Origin of the sequence: Pseudomonas sp. PDM19 (genome assembly GCF_014852215.1) — a bacterium.
Lineage (GTDB): Bacteria > Pseudomonadota > Gammaproteobacteria > Pseudomonadales > Pseudomonadaceae > Pseudomonas.
Genome location: NZ_JACVBG010000003.1, coordinates 569,803 through 595,837, shown reverse-complemented (window position 1 = coordinate 595,837; position 26,035 = coordinate 569,803). Strand labels below are relative to the sequence as shown.

General features: G+C 65.1%; 22 protein-coding genes. 7 read left to right on the top strand and 15 right to left on the bottom strand.

Features of this window, described 5'->3' with window-relative positions:
* Positions 1-123: 123 nt before the first annotated feature.
* Positions 124-498 carry an MGMT family protein gene (locus tag IB273_RS18720; protein ID WP_151189497.1) on the top strand — a complete coding sequence of 125 codons (375 nt, stop codon included), beginning with the start codon at positions 124-126 and terminating at the stop codon, positions 496-498.
* A 42-nt stretch (positions 499-540) separates the two neighbouring features.
* Positions 541-2,349, top strand: a complete 1,809-nt coding sequence (locus tag IB273_RS18715) for an AmpG family muropeptide MFS transporter (RefSeq protein ID WP_192224737.1) — start codon at positions 541-543, stop codon at positions 2,347-2,349.
* Between the two features lie 71 nt (positions 2,350-2,420).
* On the opposite strand, the gene IB273_RS18710 is transcribed toward IB273_RS18715, so the two are convergent.
* Together IB273_RS18710 and IB273_RS18705 are read right to left on the bottom strand one after the other, a co-directional pair.
* Positions 2,421-3,266, bottom strand: coding sequence for a mechanosensitive ion channel family protein (locus IB273_RS18710; protein ID WP_151189495.1), 846 nt, complete (start codon positions 3,264-3,266; stop codon positions 2,421-2,423).
* Positions 3,267-3,408: 142 nt separating this feature from the next.
* On the bottom strand, positions 3,409-3,888 hold the full coding sequence (locus IB273_RS18705) for a YajQ family cyclic di-GMP-binding protein (protein WP_045209642.1): 480 nt from the start codon (positions 3,886-3,888) through the stop codon (positions 3,409-3,411).
* 160 nt (positions 3,889-4,048) lie between these two features.
* Between IB273_RS18705 and IB273_RS18700 the strand changes: the two genes are divergently transcribed.
* The 4 genes from IB273_RS18700 to IB273_RS18685 are packed head-to-tail and all read left to right on the top strand — an operon-like array spanning position 4,049 to position 8,652.
* Positions 4,049-5,014 carry a response regulator gene (locus IB273_RS18700; RefSeq protein WP_081517505.1) on the top strand — a complete coding sequence of 322 codons (966 nt, stop codon included), beginning with the start codon at positions 4,049-4,051 and terminating at the stop codon, positions 5,012-5,014.
* A gap of 38 nt (positions 5,015-5,052) precedes the next feature.
* Positions 5,053-5,964 (top strand): putative 2-dehydropantoate 2-reductase, encoded by a 912-nt coding sequence (locus IB273_RS18695; RefSeq protein WP_192224736.1) that lies wholly within the window; start codon positions 5,053-5,055, stop codon positions 5,962-5,964.
* A 60-nt stretch (positions 5,965-6,024) separates the two neighbouring features.
* Complete coding sequence (locus tag IB273_RS18690) at positions 6,025-8,076, top strand: sensor histidine kinase (protein WP_081517503.1); 2,052 nt, start codon at positions 6,025-6,027, stop codon at positions 8,074-8,076.
* Between the two features lie 3 nt (positions 8,077-8,079).
* Complete coding sequence (locus tag IB273_RS18685; RefSeq protein ID WP_081517502.1) at positions 8,080-8,652, top strand: cob(I)yrinic acid a,c-diamide adenosyltransferase; 573 nt, start codon at positions 8,080-8,082, stop codon at positions 8,650-8,652.
* A 212-nt stretch (positions 8,653-8,864) separates the two neighbouring features.
* Here IB273_RS18685 and IB273_RS18680 read toward each other — a convergent pair whose 3' ends face one another.
* The 4 genes from IB273_RS18680 to secA form a co-directional block, all read right to left on the bottom strand.
* A complete protein-coding gene (locus tag IB273_RS18680; RefSeq protein ID WP_081517501.1) occupies positions 8,865-9,815 on the bottom strand; it encodes a Nudix family hydrolase in 951 nt (316 codons plus the stop codon).
* A gap of 71 nt (positions 9,816-9,886) precedes the next feature.
* Complete coding sequence (locus IB273_RS18675; protein WP_081517500.1) at positions 9,887-10,516, bottom strand: glutathione S-transferase family protein; 630 nt, start codon at positions 10,514-10,516, stop codon at positions 9,887-9,889.
* A 181-nt stretch (positions 10,517-10,697) separates the two neighbouring features.
* Complete coding sequence (gene argJ / locus IB273_RS18670; RefSeq protein ID WP_081517499.1) at positions 10,698-11,915, bottom strand: bifunctional glutamate N-acetyltransferase/amino-acid acetyltransferase ArgJ; 1,218 nt, start codon at positions 11,913-11,915, stop codon at positions 10,698-10,700.
* 131 nt (positions 11,916-12,046) lie between these two features.
* Entirely contained in the window at positions 12,047-14,797 is a 2,751-nt protein-coding gene (gene secA, locus IB273_RS18665; protein ID WP_151189493.1) for a preprotein translocase subunit SecA, read from the bottom strand.
* A gap of 290 nt (positions 14,798-15,087) precedes the next feature.
* Here secA and IB273_RS18660 point away from each other — a divergent pair, with 290 nt between their 5' ends.
* The gene (locus tag IB273_RS18660; RefSeq protein WP_081517497.1) at positions 15,088-15,555 is read left to right on the top strand and encodes a DUF721 domain-containing protein; all 468 of its coding nucleotides are present in this window, start codon (positions 15,088-15,090) and stop codon (positions 15,553-15,555) included.
* A gap of 69 nt (positions 15,556-15,624) precedes the next feature.
* Here the strand turns inward: IB273_RS18660 and lpxC are convergent, their stop codons facing one another.
* The 9 genes from lpxC to murD form a co-directional block, all read right to left on the bottom strand.
* Complete coding sequence (gene lpxC, locus IB273_RS18655; RefSeq protein WP_045209632.1) at positions 15,625-16,536, bottom strand: UDP-3-O-acyl-N-acetylglucosamine deacetylase; 912 nt, start codon at positions 16,534-16,536, stop codon at positions 15,625-15,627.
* Positions 16,537-16,648: 112 nt separating this feature from the next.
* Entirely contained in the window at positions 16,649-17,833 is a 1,185-nt protein-coding gene (gene ftsZ / locus IB273_RS18650; RefSeq protein ID WP_017518095.1) for a cell division protein FtsZ, read from the bottom strand.
* A 53-nt stretch (positions 17,834-17,886) separates the two neighbouring features.
* A complete protein-coding gene (gene ftsA / locus IB273_RS18645; protein WP_045209630.1) occupies positions 17,887-19,134 on the bottom strand; it encodes a cell division protein FtsA in 1,248 nt (415 codons plus the stop codon).
* Positions 19,135-19,155: 21 nt separating this feature from the next.
* Entirely contained in the window at positions 19,156-20,019 is an 864-nt protein-coding gene (locus IB273_RS18640; RefSeq protein WP_081517496.1) for a cell division protein FtsQ/DivIB, read from the bottom strand.
* Between the two features lie 3 nt (positions 20,020-20,022).
* The gene (locus IB273_RS18635; protein WP_192224735.1) at positions 20,023-20,970 is read right to left on the bottom strand and encodes a D-alanine--D-alanine ligase; all 948 of its coding nucleotides are present in this window, start codon (positions 20,968-20,970) and stop codon (positions 20,023-20,025) included.
* On the bottom strand, positions 20,967-22,421 hold the full coding sequence (murC, locus tag IB273_RS18630; RefSeq protein ID WP_081517494.1) for a UDP-N-acetylmuramate--L-alanine ligase: 1,455 nt from the start codon (positions 22,419-22,421) through the stop codon (positions 20,967-20,969). The genes IB273_RS18635 and murC overlap by 4 nt, the downstream gene beginning before the upstream one ends.
* Positions 22,414-23,487: an undecaprenyldiphospho-muramoylpentapeptide beta-N-acetylglucosaminyltransferase gene (murG, locus tag IB273_RS18625; RefSeq protein WP_192224734.1), complete on the bottom strand. Its 1,074-nt coding sequence runs from the start codon at positions 23,485-23,487 to the stop codon at positions 22,414-22,416. Before murG ends, murC begins: the two co-directional genes overlap by 8 nt.
* Positions 23,477-24,676 carry a putative lipid II flippase FtsW gene (gene ftsW / locus IB273_RS18620; protein WP_045209625.1) on the bottom strand — a complete coding sequence of 400 codons (1,200 nt, stop codon included), beginning with the start codon at positions 24,674-24,676 and terminating at the stop codon, positions 23,477-23,479. The genes murG and ftsW overlap by 11 nt, the downstream gene beginning before the upstream one ends.
* The gene (murD, locus tag IB273_RS18615) at positions 24,676-26,022 is read right to left on the bottom strand and encodes a UDP-N-acetylmuramoyl-L-alanine--D-glutamate ligase (RefSeq protein WP_151189490.1); all 1,347 of its coding nucleotides are present in this window, start codon (positions 26,020-26,022) and stop codon (positions 24,676-24,678) included. Before murD ends, ftsW begins: the two co-directional genes overlap by 1 nt.
* Positions 26,023-26,035: the final 13 nt, after the last annotated feature.

The window sequence follows — 26,035 nt, the reverse complement described above, 5'->3', positions numbered from 1 at the left end:
ACTGACAGACCCAGTTGCAGGGAGTTCACAATGACTGACAGAAGGATCTGACAAGCGAGCCGACTTGTCAGGGCTGCCGCAGCCGATATCCTGAGCGTCAGCCCCTCTATTGCGGTGCATTCGATGCCCAAGCCCAAGCCCCCCGCCAGCGCACCGGTGACTGATCTCGGACTGGAAAGCCTGCAGGTACGGCGCGAAGCGATTTTCCTCGTCATCGCCCAGGTGCCCGAAGGCTGCGTCATCACCTATGGCGATGTCGCCCGCCTCGCCGGTCTGGGCCGTTCCGCGCGACTTGTAGGACGAATCCTCAGCCAACTGCCCGAAGGCACGCGCCTGCCCTGGCATCGGGTGATCGCCGCAGCGGGGCGTATCAGCCTGCCCATCGGAACCGTTTCGGGTAACGAGCAGCGCGCACGATTGCGTGCGGAGGGTGTCAGAATCCATAACGATCGGGTGGACATACGTCGGCACGGCTGGCCTACCGGCGAGCAGTCCTAGTAGAGTTCGCGTAATTTTTCGTACTGCTGGAAAACACCCCCCATGAAAGAGCACTCCTGGCGCGAGGCATGGATTGCCTACAAGTCTCCCGCCAGCCTCGCGCTTTTGCTGCTGGGTTTCGCCGCCGGCCTGCCCTACATGCTGGTGCTCTCCACTCTCTCGGTGTGGTTGCGTGAAGCAGGTGTCGCTCGGGAAACCATCGGATTCGCCAGCTGGATCGGGCTGGTGTACGCCTTCAAGTGGGTGTGGTCGCCCATGCTCGACCAGTGGCGCCTGCCCTTCATCGGCCGCCTGGGCCGCCGCCGCTCCTGGCTGGTGTTTTCCCAGGGGCTGATCGCCATTGGCCTGCTCGGCATGGCCCTGTGCAACCCGCAGTCGCACCTGAACTGGCTGATCGCCCTGGCGATGGTGGTGGCCTTCGCCTCGGCCACCCAGGACATCGCCATCGACGCCTACCGCCTGGAAATCGCTGAAAACACCCGCCAGGCCGCATTGGCCGCCTGCTACATGACCGGCTACCGGGTCGCCGTGCTGTTCGCCACCGCCGGCGTGCTGTTCCTCGCCGAGTGGGCCGGCTCCAGCGCACTGCACTACAGCCAGGCCGCCTGGGCCCTGACCTACGCGGTGTGTTCGCTGGCGATCCTGCCGGGCCTGATCACCACGCTGTCGATGAAAGAGCCGCCGGTGAACGTGCAGCCGCAGGCGGGCAGCTCGGCCTTCGCGTTCAATCATCAACTGCTCTCGGTGCTGACCCTGCTGGTGCTGCTGATCTCCGTGCCGGCCATGCTTACCGCACTGACCGCCCAGGCCTGGCCGCGAGCCGCGCTGTACGGAATCTTCATCGGCATCTGCATGACGCCCCACGGCCGCCGGCAGATCCGCCCGGTCCGCGAGCTGCTGTCGAAAGTGCGCCGCCCGCTGCTGCTGGCCGTGCACGGGCGCGGCCTGCCGCAGTTCGACTTCGTCCACCAGGCCGTTTCGGTGATCGTCCTGATCATCCTGCTGGTCACCGGCACCGCTTTCATCAACATGGCCGAAGCCGGCAAGTGGTGGCTCGCCATCCTGTACCTGCTGATCGCCCTGAGCTGCATTTCCGCTCCCGGCCGCCTGCTGATGGCGCCGGTGCTCACGCCCATTACCGAGTTCGTCCGCCGCTACCGCTGGCAGGCGCTGCTGCTGCTCGGGCTGATCTCCACCTATCGCATGTCCGACACCGTCATGGGCACCATGGCCAGCGTGTTCTACATCGACATGGGCTTCTCCAAGGACACCATCGCCACCGTCAGCAAGCTGTTCGGCGTGGTCATGACCCTCGTGGGTGCTGCAGCCGGCGGTGTGCTGATCGCCCGTTTCAGCATCCTGCCGATCCTCTTCATCGGCGGAGCGGCCTCTGCCGGGACCAACCTGCTGTTCGCCATGCTGGCGCAGATGGGCGCAATCGACGACCCGCACCTGATGGGGCAGAACGTCTTCGCCCTGCTCAAGGTGCTGGAACCCCACGTCACCATGCTGGTGGTGACCATCATGCTCGACAACTTCAGCGGCGGCCTCGCCACCTCGGCCTTCGTCGCCTACCTGTCGAGCCTGACCAACCTGAAGTTCTCCGCGACCCAGTACGCCATGCTCAGCTCCACCATGCTGTTGCTGCCGCGCTTCATCGGCGGCTATTCCGGGGCGATGGTCGAGGGCATGGGCTACGAGCGCTTCTTCTTCTTCACCGCCCTGCTCGGCGTGCCTACACTGCTGCTGATCGGCTGGCTGTGGCTGCGCCGCAAGAACGACCTCACCAACGGCGCGGCCGGGGAAGCCACGGAGGCGCCAGCACAACACCCCAGCGCCGAGCATCACTGATTCTGGTCATTGGATCAGCGCCCATGAAAAAGGCCGGCAATTGCCGGCCTTTTTCGTTCCTGCAGGCAGGATCAGTCCGCCAGGACGGAATCCTCTTCACCCTTGACCACGCGCACCACCTTGTTCGGCGCCAGGTCGATACCGGCGTCGCGCAAACGCAGGCGGACCTGCTCATTGAGCATGAAGGTGACGCCCCAGTAGTCAGAGTTGGCAGTCCACAGGCGCAGCGACAGGGTCACCGAGTTCTCGCCCAGGCCCGCGACCACCACCACTGGCGCCGGCGACTTGAGCACGCGCGGATCGTCCGCCAGCTCCGTGAGGATGGATCGGGCGCCATCCAGGTCGACGTCGAAGGCCAGCTTCACGTCGAAGGTCACCTGGCGGGTGCTCTGGGTCGACGTGTTGGTGATGATGCCATTGGACAGCGCGCCGTTGGGCACGATCACGGTGCGGTTGTCACCGGTGCGCAGCACGGTGTGGAAGATCATGATGTTGTCCACGGTGCCGGACACGCCCTGGGCCTCGATCCAGTCGCCGATCTTGAACGGGCGGAACAGCAGGATCAGCACCCCACCGGCGAAGTTCGACAGGCTGCCCTGCAGTGCCAGACCGATGGCCAGGCCGGCGGCACCGATGGCGGCGACGAAGCTGGTGGTCTGGATGCCGATCATCGACGCCACACTGACCATCAGCAGGATCTTCAGGATGATGTTCACCATGCTGCCGATGAAGCCCTGCAGCGTCTTGTCCACATGCTTGGTGGACAGCACTCCACCCACGCGACGGGTAAACAGGTTGATCACCCACCAACCGATCAGCAGGGTCAGCAGCGCCAGCGTGGCATTGCCCAGGTAGGCCAGGACGACCGGCGTCCAGGCCTCCGCGCTGTTCATGATCTGCTCGTAATTCATATCCATGGATGCAGGCCCCTTGTCTATTGCCATTCCAAAAACAAAACCGCCATGGCAAGCCATGGCGGTCGGGAGTTCGCCGAGCGACTCTCTTACTGCGACGTCAGGCGGGCGGTGAGGTTCCGCAGCTTTTCGTCGAGAGTGCGCATCAGTCGCGGAAGTTGTTGAACTGCAGCGGCATGCCGAGGGATTCGCCGCGCAGCAGCGCGATGGCTTCCTGCAGGTCGTCGCGCTTCTTGCCGGTGACACGGACCTGCTCGCCCTGGATGGCGGCCTGCACCTTGAGCTTCTTGTCCTTGATCAGGGCGACGATCTTCTTCGCCAGGTCCTTGTCGATGCCCTCGCGGAAGTCGACTTCCTGCTTGACCACCTTGCCGGAGGCGAAGGAATCCTTGATCTCCATGCACTGTGCGTCAATCTTGCGTTTGACCAGGCTGGAGCGAAGAATGTCGAGCATCTGCTCGAGCATGAAATCCGCCTCGGCGGTCAGGGTGATGGACTTTTCCTTGGCCTCGAAGCTGCACTTGCCCTTCAGGTCGAAACGGCGGTCCAGTTCCTTGGTGGCGTTATCCAAGGCGTTGGTCAGTTCGTGTTTGTCCAGTTCGGACACCACGTCGAACGAAGGCATGACATCTCTCCAGATGGACGGCGCGATGCGGTTCACAGTCAGCATCGAGCCTGGCTTGACGATAAAAATGCGCGGTCATTATAACTGACAGACAAGACCGCGCCCGGCCTCTGACACTATGAGCCGGCATTTCCCACTCGTTTGCGAGACATTCCTTTCCATGCCAACCAACCATCTCAGCATTCTGGTGGTCGACGACGCCAAGTTCTCCAGCGCCATGATCGGCCGCGCGCTGAGTCAGGCCGGCTACCAGAACGTGCGCTTCGCCAGCAGCGCCAGCGAAGCGCTCGACCTGCTGGAAAAGGAGCCGGTGAGCGTACTGCTCGCCGACTGGCTGATGCCCGAGATGGACGGCCTGGAGCTGACCGCGCGGGTACGCCAGCTCGACGAGAGTGGCGATCACTACACCTACATCATCCTGCTCACCGGCAAGGAGGGCGACAACGCCCTGGCCGAAGCCTTCGACCGCGGCGTCGATGACTTCGTCAGCAAGTCGGCGATGAACGAGCAACTGGTGCCCCGCGTGCTGGCCGCCGACCGCCTGAGCAACACCCTGCAGCGCCTGCTGATGGAAAACCGCCTGCTCACCCAGAACATCACCAGCCTGGAAGAGCGCAACCTGGTGGACAGCGCCACCGGCCTGGGCAACCAGCGCTACCTGAAGCAGAAGCTGGCCGACAGTATCCGCCAGGTGGAATCCCGCGGCGGCGCGGTGTGCTACATGCTGATCGGCCTGCCGGAGCTGGCCGAACTGGGGCAGAAGCACGGCCAGCCGTTCCAGAACGAGCTGCTCCATGGCGTCGCCCGGCGCCTGCAGCAACTGGTGCGGCCGCTGGATGTCCTGGCGCGCATCGATGACCAGCACTTCGCCCTGATCACCCTGCTCGAAGACCTGCAGGAGTGCTCGCCGAGCAGCTTCCGCCGCCTGCACGAAGGCCTGAACCTCAAGGCGTTCAAGACCAGCGAAGGCTTCATCACCCTCAAGGCCGGCATCAGCCTGGTGGGCCTGGACGCCAAGGCGCTGCCCCTGGAGGTCGAGCACCTGATGCAGCAAGGCCGCGCGCTGCTGCCCGATGCCTTCGCCAGCGGGCGAATCAACGCCAGCCGCCTGACCGGCCTGCGCTAAACTTCGCGGTAAGCCCCCGAAACCGCGAAGTTCCTCCCATGACCTGGACCATCCTCGGCGCCGGCAGCCTCGGTTGCCTGTGGGCCGCCCGCCTGTCCCGCGCCGGCTTGCCGGTGCGCCTGCTGCTGCGTGACCGCCAGCGCCTCAATGCCTACCGCGCCCTCGGCGGTGTCACCCTGGTGGAAGACGGCCGCGAGAGCCTCTACCCCATTCCGGCGGAAACTGCCGCCCAGGGCGCGCCGATCCAGCGCCTGTTGCTGGCCTGCAAGGCCTACGACGCCGAATCCGCCGCCGCCAGCGTGGCCGCGCGCCTGGCCCCGGGCGCCGAGCTGATCCTGCTGCAGAACGGCCTGGGCAGCCAGCAGGCGGTCAGCGCCCACCTGCCGCGCGCCCGCTGCCTGTATGCATCGAGCACCGAAGGCGCCTTCCGCGAATCCGACTTCCGCGTGGTATTCGCAGGTCAGGGACAGACCTGGCTGGGCGACGAACAGGGCGGCCCCGAGCCGGAATGGCTGGCCGACCTGCGCCGCGCCCAGATCCCAGTGCAGTGGAGCGACGACATTCTCGAGCGCCTGTGGCGCAAGCTCGCGCTAAACTGCGCGATCAACCCGCTCACCGTGCTGCATCAGTGCCGCAACGGCGAGCTGGCCAGCCATCCCGGCGAAGTCGCCGGGCTCTGCGACGAGCTGGGCCAATTGCTCCATGCCGCTGGCTACTCCGCCGCCGCACGGGAGCTGCAGGGCGAGGTGGAGCGGGTGATTGCCGCCACCGCAGCGAACTTCTCGTCCATGTACCAGGACGTCGCCAAGGGCCGGCGCAGCGAGATCGCCTACCTGCTCGGCCACGCCTGCCGCGAGGGCGACCGCCTGCACCTGGCACTGCCACAACTGCGCGCCCTGCACGAGCGCCTGCGGGCCTGCCTGGTGGCCCGCGGATTGCCCGACAACTGATGGCGGGCTACCCTGCCCGCCTCCCCTGTTCTTCTCTTTGACGCGCCCATGCCTTCACCCATGAACCTGCGCCAGCGCCTGGAAGACCTGCCGGTCGGCCAGAAAATCCTCGCCGCCCTGCTGGTGCTGCTGGCGACCGTGATGCTGGTGGCCAACCTCGCCTTCATCAGCGCGGCCTACTGGATCTCCCAGGACAGCGTGGCGCCGCAGGCCCTGCAGACCATCGGCCGGCTGATCGCCAACCCGGCGCTCAGCGAACCGGCACTGTCCTCGCCGACCCAGGCCCAGGTGCTGCTACGGCAACTGGACGACTACCAGCCGCTGCGCGCCGCCGCGCTCTACGACAGCAATGGCGAGCGCATCGCGCAGACGCCGAGCAACGGCCCGGTGGCGCTGCCCGAGCGCCTGGACCACCTGGAGCGCTGGCGCCAGCACGAATACCGTCTCAATGCGCTGTTCGAGCTGCCCCAGGCCGGCCGCAACAGCGGCTACCTGCTGCTGGTGGCCAGCAGCGAGCTGCCCGGCGCCTTCTACACCGGCACACTGACCGCCAGCCTGGTGATCCTCGCGGTCTCGGTGCTGCTCTGGCTGCTCATCGCCCAGCAGATCCGCCGCCTGATCACCCGGCCGATCCGCAGCCTGGAAGAGCTCTCGCGCCAGGTCACCCGCGAGGAAAACTACGCCCTGCGCGCCGAGCGCGGCAACGCCGACGAGATCGGCCGTCTGGCTGACGCCTTCAACACCATGCTGACCCGCATCGAGGCCCGCGAGCAGCAGCTCAAGCGCGCCCGTGACGACGCCCAGGAAGCCGTGGAGCAGGCCCAGTCGCTGGCCGAGGAAACCCGCCGCTCGAACCGCAAGCTGGAGCTGGAAGTCCAGGTGCGCAGCAAGATCGAGAAGAAGCTCACCGGCTTCCAGCATTACCTCAACAGCATCATCGACTCCATGCCTTCGGCGCTGATCGCGGTGGACGAGCAGCTCTACGTCACCCAGTGGAACCAGGAAGCCAGCCAGCTCTCCGGCACCAGCCTGGACGACGCGGTGAACCAGCCGGTGTTCCTCGCCTTCCCGTCGCTCAAGCCCTTCCTGCCGCAGCTCACCCGCGCCGCCGAGCAGCACAAGGTCGAGCGCGTCGAACGCGTCACATGGGCCCTTACCGACGCTCCGCGCCACTACGCCCTGACCTTCTACCCACTGATGGGCGGCACCGGCCGTGGCGCGGTGATCCGCATCGACGACATCACCGATCGCCTGGGGATGGAAGAGATGATGGTGCAGTCGGAAAAGATGCTCTCCGTCGGCGGCCTCGCCGCCGGCATGGCCCACGAGATCAACAACCCGCTGGGCGCCATTCTGCACAACGTGCAGAACATCCGCCGGCGCCTGTCGCAGGAGCTGCCGAAGAACCTCGAAGTGGCCGGCGAAGTAGGCGTGCGTCTGGACGACCTCAACCACTACCTGGAGGCGCGGGAGATCCCCAAGCTGATGGATGGCATCCAGTACGCCGGCTCCCGCGCAGCGAAGATCGTCACCCACATGCTTTCCTTCAGCCGCCGCAGCCACCGCCAGATGGCCGCCTGCGAGCTGCCGGCGTTGCTGGAACAGGCGGTGGAGATCGCCGGCAACGACTTCGACCTCACCGGCGGATTCGACTTCAAGTCGCTGGAGATCGTCCACGAGTACGACCCACGCCTGGGCCCGGTGCCGGTGATCGCCAACGAAATCGAACAGGTCCTGCTCAACCTGCTGAAGAACGGCGCCCAGGCCATCCACCTGCGCGACGACGAAGAGGAAGGCGAATACGGCCGCATCACCCTGCGTACCCGGCTCAATCCACCATGGGCGGAAATCCATGTGGAGGACAACGGCTGCGGCATGCCGGAGAACGTGCGCAAGCGCATCTTCGAGCCCTTCTTCACCACCAAGGAAGTCGGCCAGGGCACGGGGCTGGGCCTGTCGGTCTCGTACTTCATCGTCACCAACAACCATAAGGGGCAGATGGAGGTGCAGTCCGAACTGGGCGTGGGCACCTGTTTCACCATCCGTCTGCCGCTGGCCGCCGAGATTTCCCCGCCGCTGCCGCTATTGGCGCAGGGCGACAAGGAGCATTGAGCCATGGGCAATCGCCTGTCGAAGATCTACACCCGTACCGGCGATGCCGGCGAAACCGGCCTGGCCGACGGCCGCCGCGTGCCCAAGCACCATCCACGGGTGGAAGCCATGGGCGCAGTGGATGAGCTGAACAGCCACCTTGGCCTGCTGCTGGCCGGGCTGCACGAAGCGCGTAGCAGTGCGCTCGAAGAGGTGATTGGTGTATTGGCGCCGATCCAGCATCGCCTGTTCGACCTGGGCGGAGAGCTGGCGATGCCGGAGTACCGCGCTCTGAACGATGCCGAAGTGGAGCGCCTGGAGCAGGTGATCGATCGCTGGAACGAGGAACTCGGGCCACTGAAGAACTTCATCCTGCCCGGCGGCTCGCGCCTGGTCGCTCTCGCCCACCTGTGCCGCGCCCAGGCGCGCAACGCCGAGCGCCGCTGCCAACAGCTGAATGCCGAGGAACCGTTGGAAGGCGCGGGCCTGCGCTACCTGAACCGCCTGTCCGACCTGCTGTTCGTCGCCGCGCGCTTCATCGCCCGCCGCCAGGGCGTGGAGGAGATTCTCTGGCAGGCGGCTGAAAAACCGGCCTGATCGACCTGTCAGCGAAATCCATCGCGGCGGATTCCGCACCTACCGGGTATGACCAACGCACAGCGCTCATCTGTAGGAGCGCGCCATGCGCGCGATCGCGGGCATGGCCCGCTCCTACAGGGAGCACCGAAGTTGCCCGACAGTCCGGAATCAGTTTCGTAGGATGGCGTGGAGCGAAGCGATACCCCTCGCCGCCCCACGCAAAGTGCCTATCAGCCTTCCGCCTTCGGCCAGAACGCGCGAATCCCCGCCACGCCCTGCGCACCGGTCTGCCACGCCCGCTCGAGATCCTGCGGGCCGACACCACCGAGCAGGAACACCGGCTGGTTGAAGCCATCGATCAGTTCTGCCGCAGCCTCCCAGCCCAGCGCCGGCTCGCCCGGATGGCTCTCGGTGGGCTGCACCGGCGACAAGGTGACGAAGTCCACACCCATGCGCACCGCCAGCTCCAGCTCTTCGGCGCTGTGGCAGGACGCCGCCAGCAGGCGCTCGCGGGGGAACGGTCGGCCGTTGGGTGCGTACTTGCGCAATTGCTCGGAGGTCAGGTGCCAGCCGGCCGCCGGAAAATCTCCCAGCCACTCCAGCGGGCCCTTGAGCATCAGCTGCGCCTTGCCGGCGCACAGGCCTTGCACGTCGACGGCGAGGTCGCGGTACTCGGGGCTGTACATGTTCGGCGCGCGCAGCTGGATCAGGCGGATGCCGTTGGCAACAGCAGCACGCACGCCCTGCACCAGCTGCGGGATTTCCAGGCCATCGGGGGTGATCAGGTAGCGATCCGGCAGGCGCGCGGCCTGCACGATGGGCTCATTGGCCGCCGGGAACTCGTAGTCCGGCAGGTCGCGCGGGGCGACCCAGGCCAGCGGCTGGCCCTCGGCACCATGGGGCGCACCGGAGAAAGCGGAGACTTCCCAGACATCCAGCAGCACATGCTTGTCGCTGTAGTCATGTTGCACACGGATCAGCGGGCGGGCCTGCTCGACGTCAATGCCGAGTTCCTCTTTCAGCTCGCGGGCCAGGGCGACCTGCACCGCTTCGCCCTCTTCCACCTTGCCACCGGGAAACTCCCAGAGACCGCCCTGGTGCTTGTCGTCCGGACGGCGGGCGATCAGCACCCGGCCATCGAGTCCGCGAATCACGGCGGCGGCGACATGTACTCGTTTCACAGTGCTACTCCTCAATCCGATTCAGGCAGGGCCCGCGCAGACGGGCATTCTACCGTCATTGGCGGCCGGGTTCAGGCGCGTTCGACCATCGCCGCGTCCAGCCAGGGACGGAAGGCCGGCCAGGCATAGATCGCATCGACGTAGTTCTGCGCCTCGATGGGCAGGGTCACGCAGTAGCTGCGCAGGCGCGTGGCAATGGGAGCGTAGAAGGCGTCGGCAATGCTGGCGTGGCCGAACAGGAACGGACCGTCCTGGCCGAACTGCTGGCGGCACAACGCCCAGAGCTCGACGACACGGGCGATATCCGCCTCCACCGCGTCGGGCACGTTGGTCAGCGGCTGGTTGCGCTGGATGTCCATGGGCATGTGCGAACGCAGCGCCATGAAGCCGCTGTGCATCTCGGCGCAGACCGAGCGTGCCAGTGCGCGGGCCGCTTCGCCACGGGGCCAGAGGTGGGCTTCGGGGAAGCGTTCGGCGAGGTATTCGGCGATCGACAGGGAATCCCAGATCAGCCCGTGCTCGCACTTGAGCGCCGGCACCTTGCCGCTGGGCGAGTGCTCGCGGATGCGCCGCGAGATGTCCTGCCCACCGAGGGGAATGAGGATTTCCTCGAACTCGGCGCCGGTGAGCTGCATGGCCAGCCAGCCGCGCAGGGACCAGGAGGAGAGGTTCTTGCTGCCGATGATCAGGGTGAGGGACATGGATGCGATGCTCTTGAGGGTCAGTCAGAAGACCTTAGAGCGCGGCAGCCATGAAAACAAATTCCCGATTTTCATCTATCGATGAAAATCGGGAATGCGAGAGAAGCGGCTGAAGGCTACAAGCAGCAGACTTCAGGCGCGCTCTTGCCTGCCGCCTGAAGCTTGTAGCCTATGGCTACCGTCAGGTGCGGTATTCCGCGTTGATCTTCACGTACTCGTGGGACAGGTCAGTGGTCCAGATGGTCTCGCTGCAGGTGCCGCGGCCTAGATCGATGCGGATGGTGATCTCTTCCTGGGCCATGACTTTGGCGCCCTGGTCCTCGGTGTAGCTGGTGGCGCGGCAGCCGCGGCTGGCGATGGCCACGTCATCGAGGAACACGTCGATCAGGCTCACGTCCAGGTCAGGCACGCCGGCACGGCCGACGGCCGCGAGGATACGGCCCCAGTTCGGGTCGGAAGCGAACAGCGCGGTCTTGATCAGCGGCGAGTGGGACACGGCGTAGCCGACGTCCAGGCACTCCTGGTGAGTCGCGCCGCCGTTCACCTGCACGGTGACGAACTTGGTGGCGCCTTCGCCGTCACGGACGATGGCCTGGGCCAGTTCCATGGAAACTTCCAGCACGGCCTGCTTCAGCGCGGCGAACAGCGCGCCGCTGGCGGCGGTGATTTCCGGCAGCGCGGCCTGGCCGGTGGCGATCAGCATGCAGCAGTCGTTGGTGGAGGTATCGCCATCGATGGTGATGCGGTTGAAGGACTTGTTCGACGCGTCGCGCAGCAGGTCCTGCAGCACGCCCTGGGCAACCTTCGCGTCGGTGGCGATGTAACCGAGCATGGTGGCCATGTTCGGCTTGATCATGCCGGCGCCCTTGCTGATGCCGGTAACCGTGATGGTCACGCCGTCGTGCTGGAACTGGCGGCTGGCGCCCTTGGGCAGGGTGTCGGTGGTCATGATGCCGGCAGCGGCGTCGGCCCAGTTATCCACAGACAGGTTGGCCAGCGCGGCAGGCAGCGCGGCTTCGATCTTCTCGACCGGCAGCGGCTCGCCGATCACGCCGGTGGAGTACGGCAGCACGGCGTTTTCCGGCACGCCGGCAAGCTCGGCCAGCTTGGCGCAGGTGCGGGTGGCGTTGACCAGGCCCGGTTCACCGGTGCCGGCGTTGGCGTTGCCAGTGTTGGTCAGGAGGTAGCGCACCGGCCCCAGGAAGCGCTTGCGCGCCAGGATCACCGGAGCGGCGCAGAAGGCGTTGGTAGTGAACACACCGGCCACGGTGGAGCCTTCGGCGCAACGCATCACCACGATGTCCTTGCGGCCGGGTCGTTTGATGCCGGCAGAGGCGATGCCGAGTTCGAAACCGGGGACCGGGTGCAGGGTGGACATGGGGCCGAGACCAACAGCCATGTGGCGCGCTCCTATCAAGTCAGTGAATCAAGTCAGTGAATCAAACCGGTAAAACGAATCAGTGAAGCAGATGTGAAAAACGCCGCGAGCGGCAGGGCCGGTCGCGGCGTTGGTATCAGGGGCGGGAAGCTTTATTCCACCTGACCGTGGCAGTGCTTGTACTTCTTGCCCGAACCGCAGGGGCACGGCTCGTTGCGGCCGATCTTCGGTTCGTTGCGGATGGGTTCCATCGGCACCACGTTGTCGGCCGGGATTTCACCCTCTTCTTCCGGCTCGCCGGTCACCTGGTCCATGGACGGTGCGGCGGCGTGCTGGAACTGCATGCGCTTGGCCATTTCCTCGGCTTCGCGACGCAGGCGGGCTTCTTCTTCGGCCGGGTCTTCGCGGCGAACCTGGACGAAGGACAGCACGCGGATGGTGTCGCGCTTGATGGAGTTCAGCAGTTCCTGGAACAGGTTGAAGGACTCGCGCTTGTATTCCTGCTTCGGGTTCTTCTGCGCGTAGCCGCGCAGGTGGATGCCGTGACGCAGGTGATCCATGGTGGACAGGTGGTCCTTCCACAGGTCGTCCAGCACGCGCAGCAGCATCTGCTTCTCGAAGGTGCGCAGGGCTTCTTCGCCAGCGAGCTCTTCCTTCTCGTTGTAGGCAGCGACCAGCTCGGTGAGGATCTTCTCGCGCAGGGTTTCCTCGTAGAGCTTGTCGTCGTCGTCCAGCCACTGCTGGATCGGCAGCTTGAGGCCGAAATCGCTGTACAGCGCAGCTTCCAGACCGGCGACGTCCCACTGCTCGGGCAGCGACTGCGGCGGAATGTGCTCGCTGACGGTGTTGTTCAGGGTCTCTTCGCGGAACTCGGTGATAGTCTCGCCGATGTTATCGGCCGCGAGCAGGGTGTTGCGCATGTGGTAGATCACCTTGCGCTGCTCGTTGGCGACGTCGTCGAACTCCAGCAGTTGCTTGCGGATATCGAAGTTGCGGCCCTCGACCTTGCGCTGCGCCTTTTCGATGGCGTTGGTCACCATGCGGTGCTCGATCGCCTCGCCCGGCTGCATGCCGAGTGCCTTCATGAAGTTCTTCACCCGGTCGGAGGCGAAGATGCGCATCAGGTGGTCTTCCAGCGACAGGTAGAAGCGGCTGGAGCCCGGGTCGCCCTGACGGCCGGCACGGCCGCGCAGCTGGTTGTCGATACGGCGGGATTCGTGGCGTTCGGAGGCGATCACGTGCAGGCCGCCCGACTCGATGACCTGCTGATGACGCTTCTGCCAGTCGGCCTTGATCTGCGCGACCTGCTCGTCGGTGGGGTTCTCCAGCGCGGCGACTTCCACTTCCCAGTTGCCGCCCAGCAGGATGTCGGTACCACGACCGGCCATGTTGGTGGCAATGGTGACCGAGCCCGGACGACCGGCCTGGGCAATGATCTCGGCTTCCTTCTCGTGGTACTTGGCGTTCAGTACCTTGTGCTCGATGCCGGCGTTCTGCAGCAGCTGCGAAACGTATTCGGAGGTCTCGACCGAGGCGGTACCTACGAGGATCGGACGACCCAGCGCCTGGCACTGCTGCACGTCGGTGATGATGGCGGCGTACTTCTCGTCCTGGGTCAGGTAGACCAGGTCGTTGAAGTCCTTACGGGCAACCGGACGGTGGGTCGGGATCACCACCACGTCGAGGCCGTAGGTCTGGCGGAATTCGAAGGCCTCGGTGTCGGCGGTACCGGTCATGCCGGCCAGCTTGGTGTAGAGGCGGAAGTAGTTCTGGAAGGTGGTCGAGGCCAGGGTCTGGCTCTCGGCCTGGATCGGCAGGTTTTCCTTCGCCTCGATGGCCTGGTGCAGGCCCTCGGAGAGGCGACGGCCCGGCATGGTGCGGCCGGTATGCTCGTCGATCAGCAGGACCTGGTCGCCCTGGACGATGTATTCCACGTTGCGGTGGAACAGGGTGTGGGCGCGCAGCGCAGCGTAGACATGGGTCAGCAGGCTGAGGTTGTGCGCCGAGTAGAGGCTCTCGCCCTCGGCCAGCAGGCCGTTCTGGGTCAGCAGCTCCTCGACGTAGGCATGGCCCTGTTCGTTGAGTTCGACCTGGCGGGTCTTCTCGTCGATGCTGTAGTGGCCCTGCTGGGTCACCTGGCCTTCGACTTCCTCGATGTGACGCTTCAGGCGCGGGATCAGCTTGTTGATCTTGATGTACAGCTCGGAACTGTCTTCGGCCTGGCCGGAGATGATCAGCGGAGTCCGCGCCTCGTCGATGAGGATGGAGTCCACTTCGTCGACCACGGCGAAGTTCAGTTCACGCTGGAACTTGTCTTCCAGGCTGAACGCCATGTTGTCGCGCAGATAGTCGAAACCGAATTCGTTGTTGGTGCCGTAGGTGATGTCGGCGGCGTAGGCGGCGCGCTTCTCTTCCGGCGGCTGGAACGGGCTGACGATGCCGACGGTCAGGCCGAGGAATTCATACAGCGGACGCATCCAGTTGGCGTCGCGGCGAGCCAGGTAGTCGTTCACGGTGACCACGTGCACGCCTTTGCCGGACAGGGCGTTCAGGTAGACGGCCAGGGTACCCACGAGGGTCTTGCCCTCACCGGTACGCATCTCGGCGATCTTGCCTTCGTGCAGGGACATGCCGCCGATCAGCTGGACGTCGAAGTGACGCATGCCCATCACGCGCTTGCCAGCCTCGCGGGCGACGGCGAAGGCTTCCGGAAGGATCTGGTCGAGGGTCTCGCCCTTGGCGACACGCGCCTTGAACTCTTCGGTCTTGGCCTTCAGTTGCTCATCGGAAAGCGGGACCATCTGGGGCTCGAGTGCATTGATGGCCTGGACCTGCTTGGCCATGCGCTTCACTTCGCGCTCGTTCTTGCTTCCAAAGAGTTTTTTCAACAAAGGCGCAAACATATCGACTGGGTCATCCGAACTGGAGAATTGGAGGGCTGCCCGACTGGCTGGCCGCGGCGCGGAACGGCAATGAAGCGGGCATTCTACCCGGAAACTACCGGGAAAAAAGTGCCGAAGTCATCCTCCGAAGCTTCGCATTCTGCGAGCTTGGGAGCAATGCATGGACGGACAACTTTGAATCCGAGTGGGTGATATGGTGACGCAGCCTGGCAACTTCAAGGGTGGACGGTGGCATCTGGCCCTGAGCGCATCTGTTACCATCCTGCTTCATTCACTCCCGGTTGCTCTCGATGGCCTTCCGCCCCCTGCCCGCCAAGGCGATGACCAAGCTGCTGCGCGAAGCCAAGCCGCTGCAGTCGCTGTTCGCCCAGGCGCAGCGCCTCTCGCGCCTGCAGGAGCTACTCGATTCGCAGCTGCAGCCCGCCGCGCGCCCCTACTGCCGCGTCGCCTCCTGGCGTGAAGGCAGCCTGCTGCTGGTCGTCACCGACGGCCACTGGGCCACGCGCCTGCGCTACCAGCAGAACCGCCTGCTGCGGCAGCTGGCCGCGTTCGAGGAGTTCAGGGGTCTGGCGCGCATCCTGTTCAAGGTGCAGCCGGTGATCCAGGCGCCCACCCGGGTGAATACCAACCGCATCACCGAGTCCGCCTCCGCCACCCTGCACGAAGCAGCCGAGGGCATCAGCAATCCGCAACTCAAGGCCGCCCTCGAGCGCCTCGCCAGCCGCAGTCGCAAGCCGCCGGAAGCGGACCAGGAATAAAAACGCTGGAATAAAAAAAGGCCACCCGAGGGTGGCCTTTGAAGTTGTAGCTGAAAGGAGGAGGTTTCCTTATACGGCCGCAGCGGGTCGCATATAGGAGATCGGCGCAGTCTTGGCGTCCTCGAAGGTCACCACTTCCCAAGCGTCCTTGTCTGCGATGAGGGTACGCAGGAGACGGTTGTTCAGGGCGTGACCGGACTTGTAGCCGATGAACTCGCCGATGAGGCTGTTACCCAGCAGGTACAGGTCACCAATGGCGTCCAGGATCTTGTGCTTGACGAACTCGTCCTCGTAACGAAGACCGTCTTCGTTGAGCACACGATACTCGTCGACCACGATGGCGTTCTCCACACTGCCACCGAGCGCCAGGTTCTGCGAACGCAGCATCTCGATGTCGCGCATGAACCCGAAGGTACGGGCGCGGCTGACTTCCTTCACGAAGGAAGTGCTGGAGAAATCCACCACGGCTTTCTGGGTGCGACCACGGAAGACCGGGTGATCGAAATCGATCTCGAAGCTCACCTTGAAGCCGTCGAACGGAACGAAGGTTGCGCGCTTGTCGCCCTCTTCCACCGTTATTTCGCGCTTGATGCGGATGAACTTCTTGGCCGCTTCCTGCTCTTGCAGGCCAGCGGACTGGATCAGGAATACGAAAGGACCTGCGCTGCCGTCCATGATCGGAACTTCCGATGCGGACAGCTCGACATAGGCGTTGTCGATACCCAGGCCGGCCATGGCCGAGAGCAGGTGCTCCACGGTATCCACCTTGATGTCACCCTTGATCAGGGTGGTCGACATGGTGGTTTCGCCGACGTTCGAAGCCCGGGCGGGAATTTCCACCACAGGGTCGAGATCGGTCCGGCAGAACACGATGCCAGTATCGACGGGAGCCGGCTTCAGGGTCAGGTAAACCTTTTCCCCGGAGTGCAGGCCGACACCGGTCGCCCGGATGATGTTCTTCAAGGTGCGTTGTCTGATCATGGCTTTGGCCGCTTTCGCGCAAGTTGCGAACTGTTGTCAACAATGGGCGGCGATGATAGCAGAACCGCCCTTTGCTGAACACCAATCACATTGATACTCCTGATAAATCGACTCAATCGGCCTGGCGACGCAGGAAGGCCGGGATGTCCAGATAGTCCAGATCGTCCTGCGGGTTCAGCTTGGCCGCGGTGGCTGCGCCGCCGTGGTTCTGGTTGCGCATGACGGTCGGACGATCCAGGTCGCGGTAGTTCACCGACTGCTGCTCGCGCTGAACCGGAGCCTGGGTGCTGACAGCCTGAGTCTGAACGGTGTTGTCGACGACCTTGACCGGCTTCTCCAGGCGAGCGCCCAGACCGGTGGCGACCACGGTGACGTGCAGCTCGTCGCGCATGTCCGGATCGATCACGGTGCCCACTTTCACGGTGGCGTGCTCGGAAGCGAACTGCTCGATGATGTTACCCACGTCGGAGTACTCGCCCAGGGACAGGTCCGGACCTGCGGTGATGTTCACCAGGATGCCGCGGGCGCCCTGCAGGTTGACGTCTTCCAGCAGCGGGTTGCGGATAGCGGCTTCGGTAGCCTCGCGAGCGCGGTTCGGGCCGCTGGCGCAGCCGGTACCCATCATGGCCATGCCCATTTCGCTCATGACGGTTTTCACGTCGGCGAAGTCGACGTTGATCATGCCCGGGCGCTTGATGATGTCGGAGATACCGCGAACGGCACCGGCCAGTACATCGTCAGCCTTGGCGAAGGCAGCCAGCAGGCTCGCGTCCTTGCCCAGGATGGTCAGCAGCTTTTCGTTCGGGATGGTGATCAGCGAGTCAACGCTTTCAGCCAGCGAGCGGATGCCCTCGTCGGCGATCTGCATGCGCTTGCGACCTTCGAACGGGAACGGACGGGTGACCACGGCCACGGTGAGGATGCCCATTTCCTTGGCAACCTCGGCAATGATCGGTGCAGCACCGGTACCGGTACCGCCACCCATGCCGGTGGTGATGAAGACCATGTCGGCGCCTTCCAGGACCTCGGCGATGCGCTCGCGGTCCTCGATGGCGGCCTGGCGGCCTACTTCAGGGTTGGCGCCAGCGCCCAGACCCTTGGTCACGCCCGGGCCGAGCTGCAACACGGTGCGCGCGGCGATGTTCTTCAGCGCCTGCGCATCGGTGTTGGCACAAATGAATTCGACGCCATCAACGTTGTTCTTGGCCATGTGGTTCACGGCGTTGCCGCCGCCACCACCTACGCCGATCACTTTGATGACTGCTGTTTGCGGGACGTTATCTACCAGTTCAAACATTTCCCCTCTCCTTCCTTTCTAGTTGTGTTGCCTACGTTTACCGCGGTGGTAAATCAGAAATTGCCCTGGACCCAGCGTTTGAGCTTTTCCAGTACCGGTGTCTTGGGTTCGTCGCTGCTGAAGCTGCTGCCGGACATGGAGATGCCGTCGGATTGCTTTTGCAGTCCGTACAGGAGCAGCCCCACACCGGTGGAATAGATCGGATTGCGCACGACGTCGGCCAGTCCCTTGACGCTGTGTGGTACGCCCAGGCGCACCGGCATGTGGAAGATCTCCTCGGCCAGCTCGACGGCGCCTTCCATCTTGGAGGTGCCACCGGTCAGGACGATCCCGGCCGGAATCAGGTCCTCGTAGCCACTGCGACGCAGCTCGGCCTGAACCAGGGTGAAGAGCTCGTCGTAACGAGGCTCGACCACTTCGGCAAGCGCTTGGCGCGACAGTTCCCGCGGCGGCCGATCCCCTACGCTGGGCACCTTGATGGTTTCGCCCGGACCGGCCAGTTTGGCCAAGGCGCAAGCATATCGAATCTTGATCTCTTCGGCGTACTGGGTCGGGGTACGCAGCGCCATGGCGATGTCGTTGGTGACCTGATCGCCGGCGATCGGGATCACCGCCGTATGGCGGATGGCGCCTTCGGTGAAGATGGCGATGTCGGTAGTGCCGCCGCCGATGTCAACCAGGCACACACCCAGTTCCTTTTCGTCCTCGGTGAGCACGGAGTAGGCCGAGGCCAACTGCTCGAGGATGATGTCATCCACTTCCAGGCCGCAGCGGCGCACGCACTTCTCGATGTTCTGCGCGGCGTTCACCGCGCAGGTCACCACGTGCACCTTGGCTTCCAGGCGTACGCCGGACATGCCCAGCGGCTCGCGCACGCCTTCCTGGTTGTCGATCACGTAGTCCTGGGCCAGGGTGTGCAGCACACGCTGGTCGGCCGGGATGGCCACGGCCTGGGCCGCGTCCAGCACGCGTTCGATGTCTGCACCGCTCACTTCGCGGTCGCGGATCGCCACGATGCCGTGTGAGTTCAGGCTGCGGATATGGTTGCCGGCAATGCCGACGAAGGCCGAGTGGATACGGCAGCCAGCCATCTGCTGGGCTTCATCGATGGCGCGCTGGATCGATTGCACGGTGGATTCGATGTTCACCACCACGCCCTTCTTCAGGCCGCGCGACGGATGCGTCCCGATGCCGACGATTTCCAGCTTGCCATCGGCCGCCACCTCGCCCACCAGCGCCACCACCTTGGAGGTGCCGATGTCCAGGCCGACGACCATTTTGCCGCTCTGCACGCTTGCCATGTTTATAGAAGTCTCCTCAACTCACTGCGCGGCGGTGGTCTGAGCCACCGTCGCTTCCGGCATCGGATCGCGCCAACCTACGGCAAGGCCGTTGGGGTAGCGCATGTCGATGCGGGCAATTTTCGTAATCTGATCTTTCAGCGCCTTGTCGTAGATGGTCACGAACCGGCGAATCTGTTCTACCGCGTGATCGCGGCCCAGCATGATCTCCACGCCCTGCGCGGTGCCCAGGGTCCAGGCGCCGCGCGAACTCATGTCCAGGCTGGCGATGGTGAAACCCAGCGGGCGGAGCATCTGGCTGAGAATCTGGTACTGCTGCATCACTTGCTGCTGAGCACGCTGCGGGCCGGACAGGCGCGGCAGGTGCTCGTAGTTGGCCACTTCACGCGGGGCGAAAGCCTGACCCTGGTTGTTCAGCAGGGCTTCGTCACCCCAACGGGCGATGGGCAATTGCTCGTCCAGGCGGATAACCACCTGGTCGGGCCATACGCGACGCACCTCGGCGTGGGCGATCCAGGGCATCTGCTCCAGCTCCTGGCGCATGCCGGCCAGGTCGATGGTGAAGAAGCTGGCCGACACGTAGGGGCTGATCCGCTGCTGCACCGCCGCCTGGCTGATGTAGCTGAGGTCGCCTTCCACACTGACCTTGGCGATCGGCCGGTCCGCGTAGGGCAGCACGTACTGCGCGCCGTAGTAGGCACCGCCACCGAGCACACCCAGCACCAGAGGCCACAGCAGCACCTTCAGGAAGCCGAAGCTGGGCTTGGGCATGCGGGCGCTGAGCGGCTCCTTGGCCACCAGACGGCTGGCGCCGCGCGGCACCGGCTTGCGTGCCGGGGCACGGCCGATTCCGGGATTCTGGTGACGAAGCTGCGCGCCGTTCATGACTTACCCCCTTGCCTCGACGCTGTCGGCGAGGATCGCCAGCACCAGTTGCTGGAAATCCAGGCCGGCCGCGCGCGCGGCCATGGGCACCAGGCTGTGGTCGGTCATGCCCGGTGCGGTGTTCACTTCCAATAGCCAGAAGCGCCCTTGGGCGTCCTGCATCACATCGGTCCGACCCCAGCCCTGGATGCCGAGGGCATCACAGGCGCGCGCGGTCAGGTCCTTGAGTTCCTGTTCCTTCTCGGCATCGAGGCCGCAGGGAATCTGGTACTGGGTATCGTTGGCCAGGTACTTCGCGTCGTAGTCGTAGAAGGTGTGCGGGGTGCCCAGGCGAATGGGCGGCAGCACCTGGCCACGGAGGATCGCGACGGTGTATTCGGGGCCGCTGATCCACTGCTCGACGAGCACCTGCGGATCGAACTTCGCGGCAGCGGCCCAGGCAGCGATCAGCTCTTCCACGCTGTTCACCTTGGCCATGCCGATGCTCGAACCCTCGCTGGCCGGCTTGACGATCAGCGGGAAGCCGAGTTTCGTGGCAGCGGCACGGCAATCGTCCTCGCAGGCGAGCACGGCATGGTCGGGCGTCGGCAGGCCGAGGCTCAGCCACACACGCTTGGTGCGCAGCTTGTCCATGGCCAGCGCAGAAGCCAGCACGCCGCTGCCGGTGTAGGGAATGCCGGCGATTTCCAGCAGCCCCTGCATGGTGCCGTCTTCACCGCCACGACCGTGGAGGATGATGAAGGCGCGGTCGATCTTCTCGCGGGTCAGACGCTCCAGCAGATCGTCGCCCACGTCGATGCCGAAGGCGTCCACGCCCGCGCCCTGCAGAGCCTGCAGGACCATGGCGCCAGACTTCAGCGACACCTCGCGCTCGGCGCTCTTGCCGCCAAACAGCACGGCGACGCGACCGAAGGCGCGGGGCTCGAGGGCGGATTTGAGGGCGTCACTCATTGCTTCTTCCCCTCGGCGCCAGCAGCGGCAGCGCCGAACATCGGATTCTTGATCAGTGCCGGAGCCAGCCCGCCGATATCACCGGCGCCCTGGCACAGCAGGATGTCGCCCGGACGCAGCAGCGGCTTGAGCAGCGAAGCGAGGTCACCGCCGCGCTCCAGGTAGATCGGGTCGAGCTGGCCGCGCTGGCGGATGCTGTGGCACAGGTGACGGCTGTCGGCGCCGGGGATCGGCTCTTCGCCGGCCGGGTAGACCTCCATCAGCATCAGCACGTTGGCTTCGCCCAGCACCTGCACGAAGTCGTCGTACAGGTCGCGGGTACGGCTGTAACGGTGCGGCTGGTAAACCATCACCAGACGACGCTCCGGCCAGCCACCGCGCACGGCCTTGATCACCGCTGCGACTTCGCGCGGGTGGTGGCCGTAATCGTCGACCAGCATCACGCTGCCGCCTTCCACCTGCAGGTCGCCATAGACCTGGAAGCGTCGACCGACGCCCTGGAAACCGGACAGGCCCTGGACGATGGCCTCGTCGGAAATACCTTCATCGGTGGCGATGACGATGGTCGCCAGGGAGTTCAGTACGTTGTGCAGGCCGGGCATGTTCACCGAGACGTCCAGCGGCTCGCGCTCGGGGCGCAGCACAGTGAACCAGGTGCGCATGCCTTCCTGGCGGATGTTGATGGCGCGGACGTCGGCGTCCTCGCTCAGGCCGTAGGTCACGGTCGGACGGGCAACCTGCGGCAGGATCTCGCGCACTACCGGGTCGTCCACGCAGACCACGGCCAGACCGTAGAACGGCAGGTTGTGCAGGAAGTCGACGAAGGTGCGCTTGAGCTTGTTGAAGTCGCCGCCGTAGGTGCTCATGTGATCGGCGTCGATGTTGGTGACCACCGAGACCATCGGCTGCAGGTGCAGGAAGCTGGCGTCGCTCTCGTCGGCCTCGGCCACCAGGTAGCGGCTGGTGCCCAGCTGCGCGTTGGTGCCGGCGGCGTTCAGGCGGCCGCCGATGACGAAAGTCGGGTCCAGGCCGCCGGCGGCGAATACCGAGGCGATCAGGCTGGTGGTGGTGGTCTTGCCGTGGGTACCGGCGACGGCGATGCCGTGGCGATAGCGCATCAGCTCGGCGAGCATCTCGGCGCGCGGCACGACCGGCACACGGCGATCCAGCGCCGCAGCGACTTCCGGATTCGACTTGTTCACTGCGCTGGAAACCACCAGCACGTCAGCGCCGTCGGAGTTCTCCGCGCGGTGGCCAATGAAGATTTCTGCGCCGAATTTTTCCAGGCGCTCGGTGACCTGCGAAGCCTTGAGGTCGGAGCCGGAGACTTCGTAACCGAGGTTGAGCAGGACTTCCGCGATACCGCACATGCCCACGCCACCGATGCCGACGAAGTGGATGCGGCGGATGCGCCGCATGGTGCGGGTGACGCCGGTGGGTTCTTTAACCACGGGCCACCTCCAGGCAGGCATCGACTACCGTGCGGGTAGCCTCGGGCTTGGCCAGGCTGCGTGCGCGAGCGGCCATGCGGGTCAGGGAATCGGGATGCATCAATACCTCGGACAACTGCGCGGCCAGTTCGGCGGCGCTGGTAGATTTCTGTGGCAGCAGGAGGGCCGCGCCCTCCCGCACCAGGAATTCGGCGTTCTTGGTCTGGTGGTCATCGATCGCGTGGGGCAGCGGCACCAGGAAGGACGGCAGGCCGGCGGCGGTCAGCTCGCTCACGGTCAGCGCCCCGGCGCGGCAGATCACCAGATCGGCCCAGGCGTAGGCGGCGGCCATGTCGGCGATGAACGGAGCTACGTCCGCTTCGACACCCGCAGCGCGATAACGCTCCGCAGTAATTTCGTCATGCTGACGACCGGCCTGATGGCGAATGGCCGGGCGTATCTCGGCCCCGATTTGCGCGAGCGCTTCGGGCAGCAGCTTGTTCAACGGCTCGGCGCCCAGGCTGCCGCCCAGAACCAGCAGGTTGACGCGGCGGCCGGCCAGCGGCGCGCGGGCGCCCTCCGCCAGGAACAGCTCGACGCGCACCGGGTTGCCGGTGGTCAGGCGCTTGGCGCTGCTGTCGAAGGTATCCGGGAAGGCTTCGCAGACACGCTTGGCCAGCGGCGCAAGGCTGCGGTTGGCGGTGCCGGCAACGGCGTTCTGTTCATGGATCACCAGCGGCACGCCGGACAGCTTGGCAGCCAGGCCGCCCGGGCCGGTGACGTAGCCGCCCAGGCCGAGCACACAGACCGGCTTGAGCTGGCGAACCACGCCCAGGGCCTGGAACAGCGACTTGAGCAGATCGAACGGCGCGCGCAACAGGGACTTGAGGCCCTTGCCGCGAAGGCCGCTGACGTTGATCAGGTGCAGTGGCAGACCGGCCTTGGGTACCAGGTCGTTCTCGATGCCGCGCGGAGTGCCCAGCCAGTGCACGCTGTAGCCGCGTGCCTGGAATTCACGGGCGCAGGCCAGGGCCGGGAACACATGTCCGCCGGTGCCGCCCGCCATGATCAGGACGTTACCTTTCATCGGCAAAGTCCTCTTCGCTGAATTCATATTCCTCGCTGCCCATCACGGTGCGGCGTTCCCATTCGATGCGCAGCAACATTCCCAACTGGGCGCAGCAGATCACCAGGGAGCTGCCGCCGTAGCTGAGGAATGGCAGGGTCAGGCCCTTGGTCGGCAGCAGGCCGACGTTCACGCCCACGTTGATCAGGAACTGGCCGATCCACAGGAAAGCCAACCCGTAGGCGACGTAGGCGGAGAAGTACTGTTTCGACTGCTCGGCCCAGATGCCGATGTACAGCGCACGCAGGCTGACGAAGACGAACAGGGCCACGGTGGCCATGGCGCCGACGATGCCCAGTTCTTCCGCGAGCACCGCGAACACGAAGTCGGTATGCGCCTCGGGGAGGTAGAACTGCTTCTGGATGCTGTTGCCCAGGCCCATGCCGGTCCAGCCGCCACGACCGAAGGCGATCAGCGCCTGGCTGAGCTGGTAGCCCGCGCCGAACTGGTCGGCCCAGGGATCGGTGAAGTTGGTCAGGCGCGCCATCCGGTAAGGCTGGGTCTGGATCAGCAGGACCACGGCGCCCACCGCCAGCGCGACCATCAGGCCGAAGCGGAACAGGCCCACGCCGCCGAGGAACAGCATCGCGGCGGCCGCCCCCATCATCACCACGGTGGCGCCGAAGTCGGGCTCGCGCAGCAGCAAGCCGGCCATCGGCAGCAGCACCACGAAGGGTTTGAAGAAGCCCAGCCAGCTCTCGCGCACTTCTTCCTGGCGACGAACGAGGTAGCCGGCCATGAAGATCACCACGAAGACCTTGGCGATCTCCGAGGGCTGGATGTTGAACAGCCCGAAGCCGATCCAGCGCATGGAGCCGTTCACCTCGCGGCCGATGCCGGGGGTGATCACCATCACCAGCAGCAGGAAGGCCACGGCGAGCAGCTTCCAGCCCCAGCGCTGCCAGGTTTCCATCGGCACCATCATGGTCACGCCGCAGGCGACGAAGCCGATGGCGAGGTAGATCAGGTGGCGGACCGAGAAGTACAGCGGGTTGCCGGACTGCGCCGCGGCGACTTCGGAGGATGCCGAAGTGACCATCACCAGACCGAGGCCGAGCAGCGCCAGACAACCCGCGAGCAGCGGGAAGTCGATGTCGATGCCATTGCGGCTGATCAGCGGGGACGGATAGGGGCGCAGGAAGGAGAACATCAGGCGAGCTCCTCCACGGCCTTGGCGAACAGGCGTCCGCGTTCTTCGTAGTTTTTGAACATGTCCAGGCTCGCGCAGGCCGGCGACAGCAGCACGGCGTCACCCGGCAACGCCAGGTCGGCAGCGTGCTCGACGGCTTCGTCCAGGGTATTCACGCGGACCTTGGGCACCACGTTGCCAAGGGCGGCGCTCACCAGTTCGGCGTCCCGCCCCAGCAGCACCACGGCGCGGCAATGCCGGGCAACCGGGTCACGCAGGTCATGGAAGTCGGCGCCCTTGCCGTCGCCACCGGCGATCAGCACCAGCTTGCCGTCGATATCGGCGCCCAGGCCTTCGATCGCAGCCAGGGCGGCGCCGACGTTGGTGGCCTTGGAGTCGTCGTAGTAGCTCACGCCGTTGCGCTCGCGCACCCACTGGCAGCGGTGGGCGAGGCCGGCGAATTCACGCAGGGTCTGCAGCATCGGTTCGAACGGCAGACCGACGGCATGCCCCAGCGCCAGCGCCGCCAAGGCGTTGGACTGGTTGTGCGCGCCACGGATCTTCAGCTCGCGGGCCGGCATCAGTTTGTCGAACTGGAAAGCCAGCCACTTCTCCCCGTCTTCTTCGATCAGGCCGAAGCCCTTGAAGTCCGGCTTGTTGGTGCCGAAGGTCCAGCACGGCACGTTGTCGGCGATCAGTGGGCGACTCAGCGCGTCAGCACGGTTCACCACGACCTGCTTGGCGCCGCGGAAGATACGGTGCTTGGCCAGGTGGTAGTCGGCCATGCCGTCGTAGCGGTCCATGTGGTCTTCGCTGACATTGAGGCAGGTAGCGACCTCGGCGTTCAGCCGCTCGCAGGTTTCCAGCTGGAAGCTGGACAGCTCCACCACGTAAAGCTCGACGTCATCGGCCAGCAGGTCCAGCGCCGGGGTGCCGAGGTTGCCGCCAACGGCGACGCGCTTGCCGGCAGCCCTGGCCATGTCGCCCACCAGGGTGGTGACGGTGCTCTTGGCATTGGAACCGGTGATGGCGACGATGGGCGCCTTCGCGTGACGCGCGAACAGGTCGACGTCGCCGGACATGCGCACGCCACGGGCGGCAGCTTCGATCAGCGCCGGCACGCGCAGCGACAGGCCGGGGCTCACGTAAAGCTCCTGGGCGCGGCAGAGGAAATCGGCGTCGAGGTCGCCACAGCGCACCTCGACCTGCGGATACTGCTCGCGCAGGGTCGCCAGCTCCGGCGGATTCGCGCGCGTATCGGCCACGGCAAAAGGCACGCCCTGGCGCGCCAGGTAGCGCACCAGGGACATGCCGCTCTTGCCGAGGCCGACAACGATGCGGAATTGGTCGGAAGCGATCAGGCTCATGCTCGATCAGTCC

Coding starts and splice junctions, on each gene's coding strand:
- murD (WP_151189490.1), bottom strand. CDS start 26,022: ATGAGCCTGATCGCTTCCGACCAATTCCGCATCGTTGTCGGCCTCGGC.
- IB273_RS18720 (WP_151189497.1), top strand. CDS start 124: ATGCCCAAGCCCAAGCCCCCCGCCAGCGCACCGGTGACTGATCTCGGA.
- IB273_RS18660 (WP_081517497.1), top strand. CDS start 15,088: ATGGCCTTCCGCCCCCTGCCCGCCAAGGCGATGACCAAGCTGCTGCGC.
- IB273_RS18635 (WP_192224735.1), bottom strand. CDS start 20,970: ATGAGTGACGCCCTCAAATCCGCCCTCGAGCCCCGCGCCTTCGGTCGC.
- lpxC (WP_045209632.1), bottom strand. CDS start 16,536: ATGATCAGACAACGCACCTTGAAGAACATCATCCGGGCGACCGGTGTC.
- argJ (WP_081517499.1), bottom strand. CDS start 11,915: ATGGCTGTTGGTCTCGGCCCCATGTCCACCCTGCACCCGGTCCCCGGT.
- IB273_RS18705 (WP_045209642.1), bottom strand. CDS start 3,888: ATGCCTTCGTTCGACGTGGTGTCCGAACTGGACAAACACGAACTGACC.
- IB273_RS18685 (WP_081517502.1), top strand. CDS start 8,080: ATGGGCAATCGCCTGTCGAAGATCTACACCCGTACCGGCGATGCCGGC.
- murG (WP_192224734.1), bottom strand. CDS start 23,487: ATGAAAGGTAACGTCCTGATCATGGCGGGCGGCACCGGCGGACATGTG.
- IB273_RS18675 (WP_081517500.1), bottom strand. CDS start 10,516: ATGTCCCTCACCCTGATCATCGGCAGCAAGAACCTCTCCTCCTGGTCC.
- IB273_RS18715 (WP_192224737.1), top strand. CDS start 541: ATGAAAGAGCACTCCTGGCGCGAGGCATGGATTGCCTACAAGTCTCCC.
- ftsW (WP_045209625.1), bottom strand. CDS start 24,676: ATGTTCTCCTTCCTGCGCCCCTATCCGTCCCCGCTGATCAGCCGCAAT.
- IB273_RS18695 (WP_192224736.1), top strand. CDS start 5,053: ATGACCTGGACCATCCTCGGCGCCGGCAGCCTCGGTTGCCTGTGGGCC.
- IB273_RS18640 (WP_081517496.1), bottom strand. CDS start 20,019: ATGAACGGCGCGCAGCTTCGTCACCAGAATCCCGGAATCGGCCGTGCC.
- ftsA (WP_045209630.1), bottom strand. CDS start 19,134: ATGGCAAGCGTGCAGAGCGGCAAAATGGTCGTCGGCCTGGACATCGGC.
- ftsZ (WP_017518095.1), bottom strand. CDS start 17,833: ATGTTTGAACTGGTAGATAACGTCCCGCAAACAGCAGTCATCAAAGTG.
- IB273_RS18690 (WP_081517503.1), top strand. CDS start 6,025: ATGAACCTGCGCCAGCGCCTGGAAGACCTGCCGGTCGGCCAGAAAATC.
- secA (WP_151189493.1), bottom strand. CDS start 14,797: ATGTTTGCGCCTTTGTTGAAAAAACTCTTTGGAAGCAAGAACGAGCGC.
- IB273_RS18710 (WP_151189495.1), bottom strand. CDS start 3,266: ATGGATATGAATTACGAGCAGATCATGAACAGCGCGGAGGCCTGGACG.
- IB273_RS18700 (WP_081517505.1), top strand. CDS start 4,049: ATGCCAACCAACCATCTCAGCATTCTGGTGGTCGACGACGCCAAGTTC.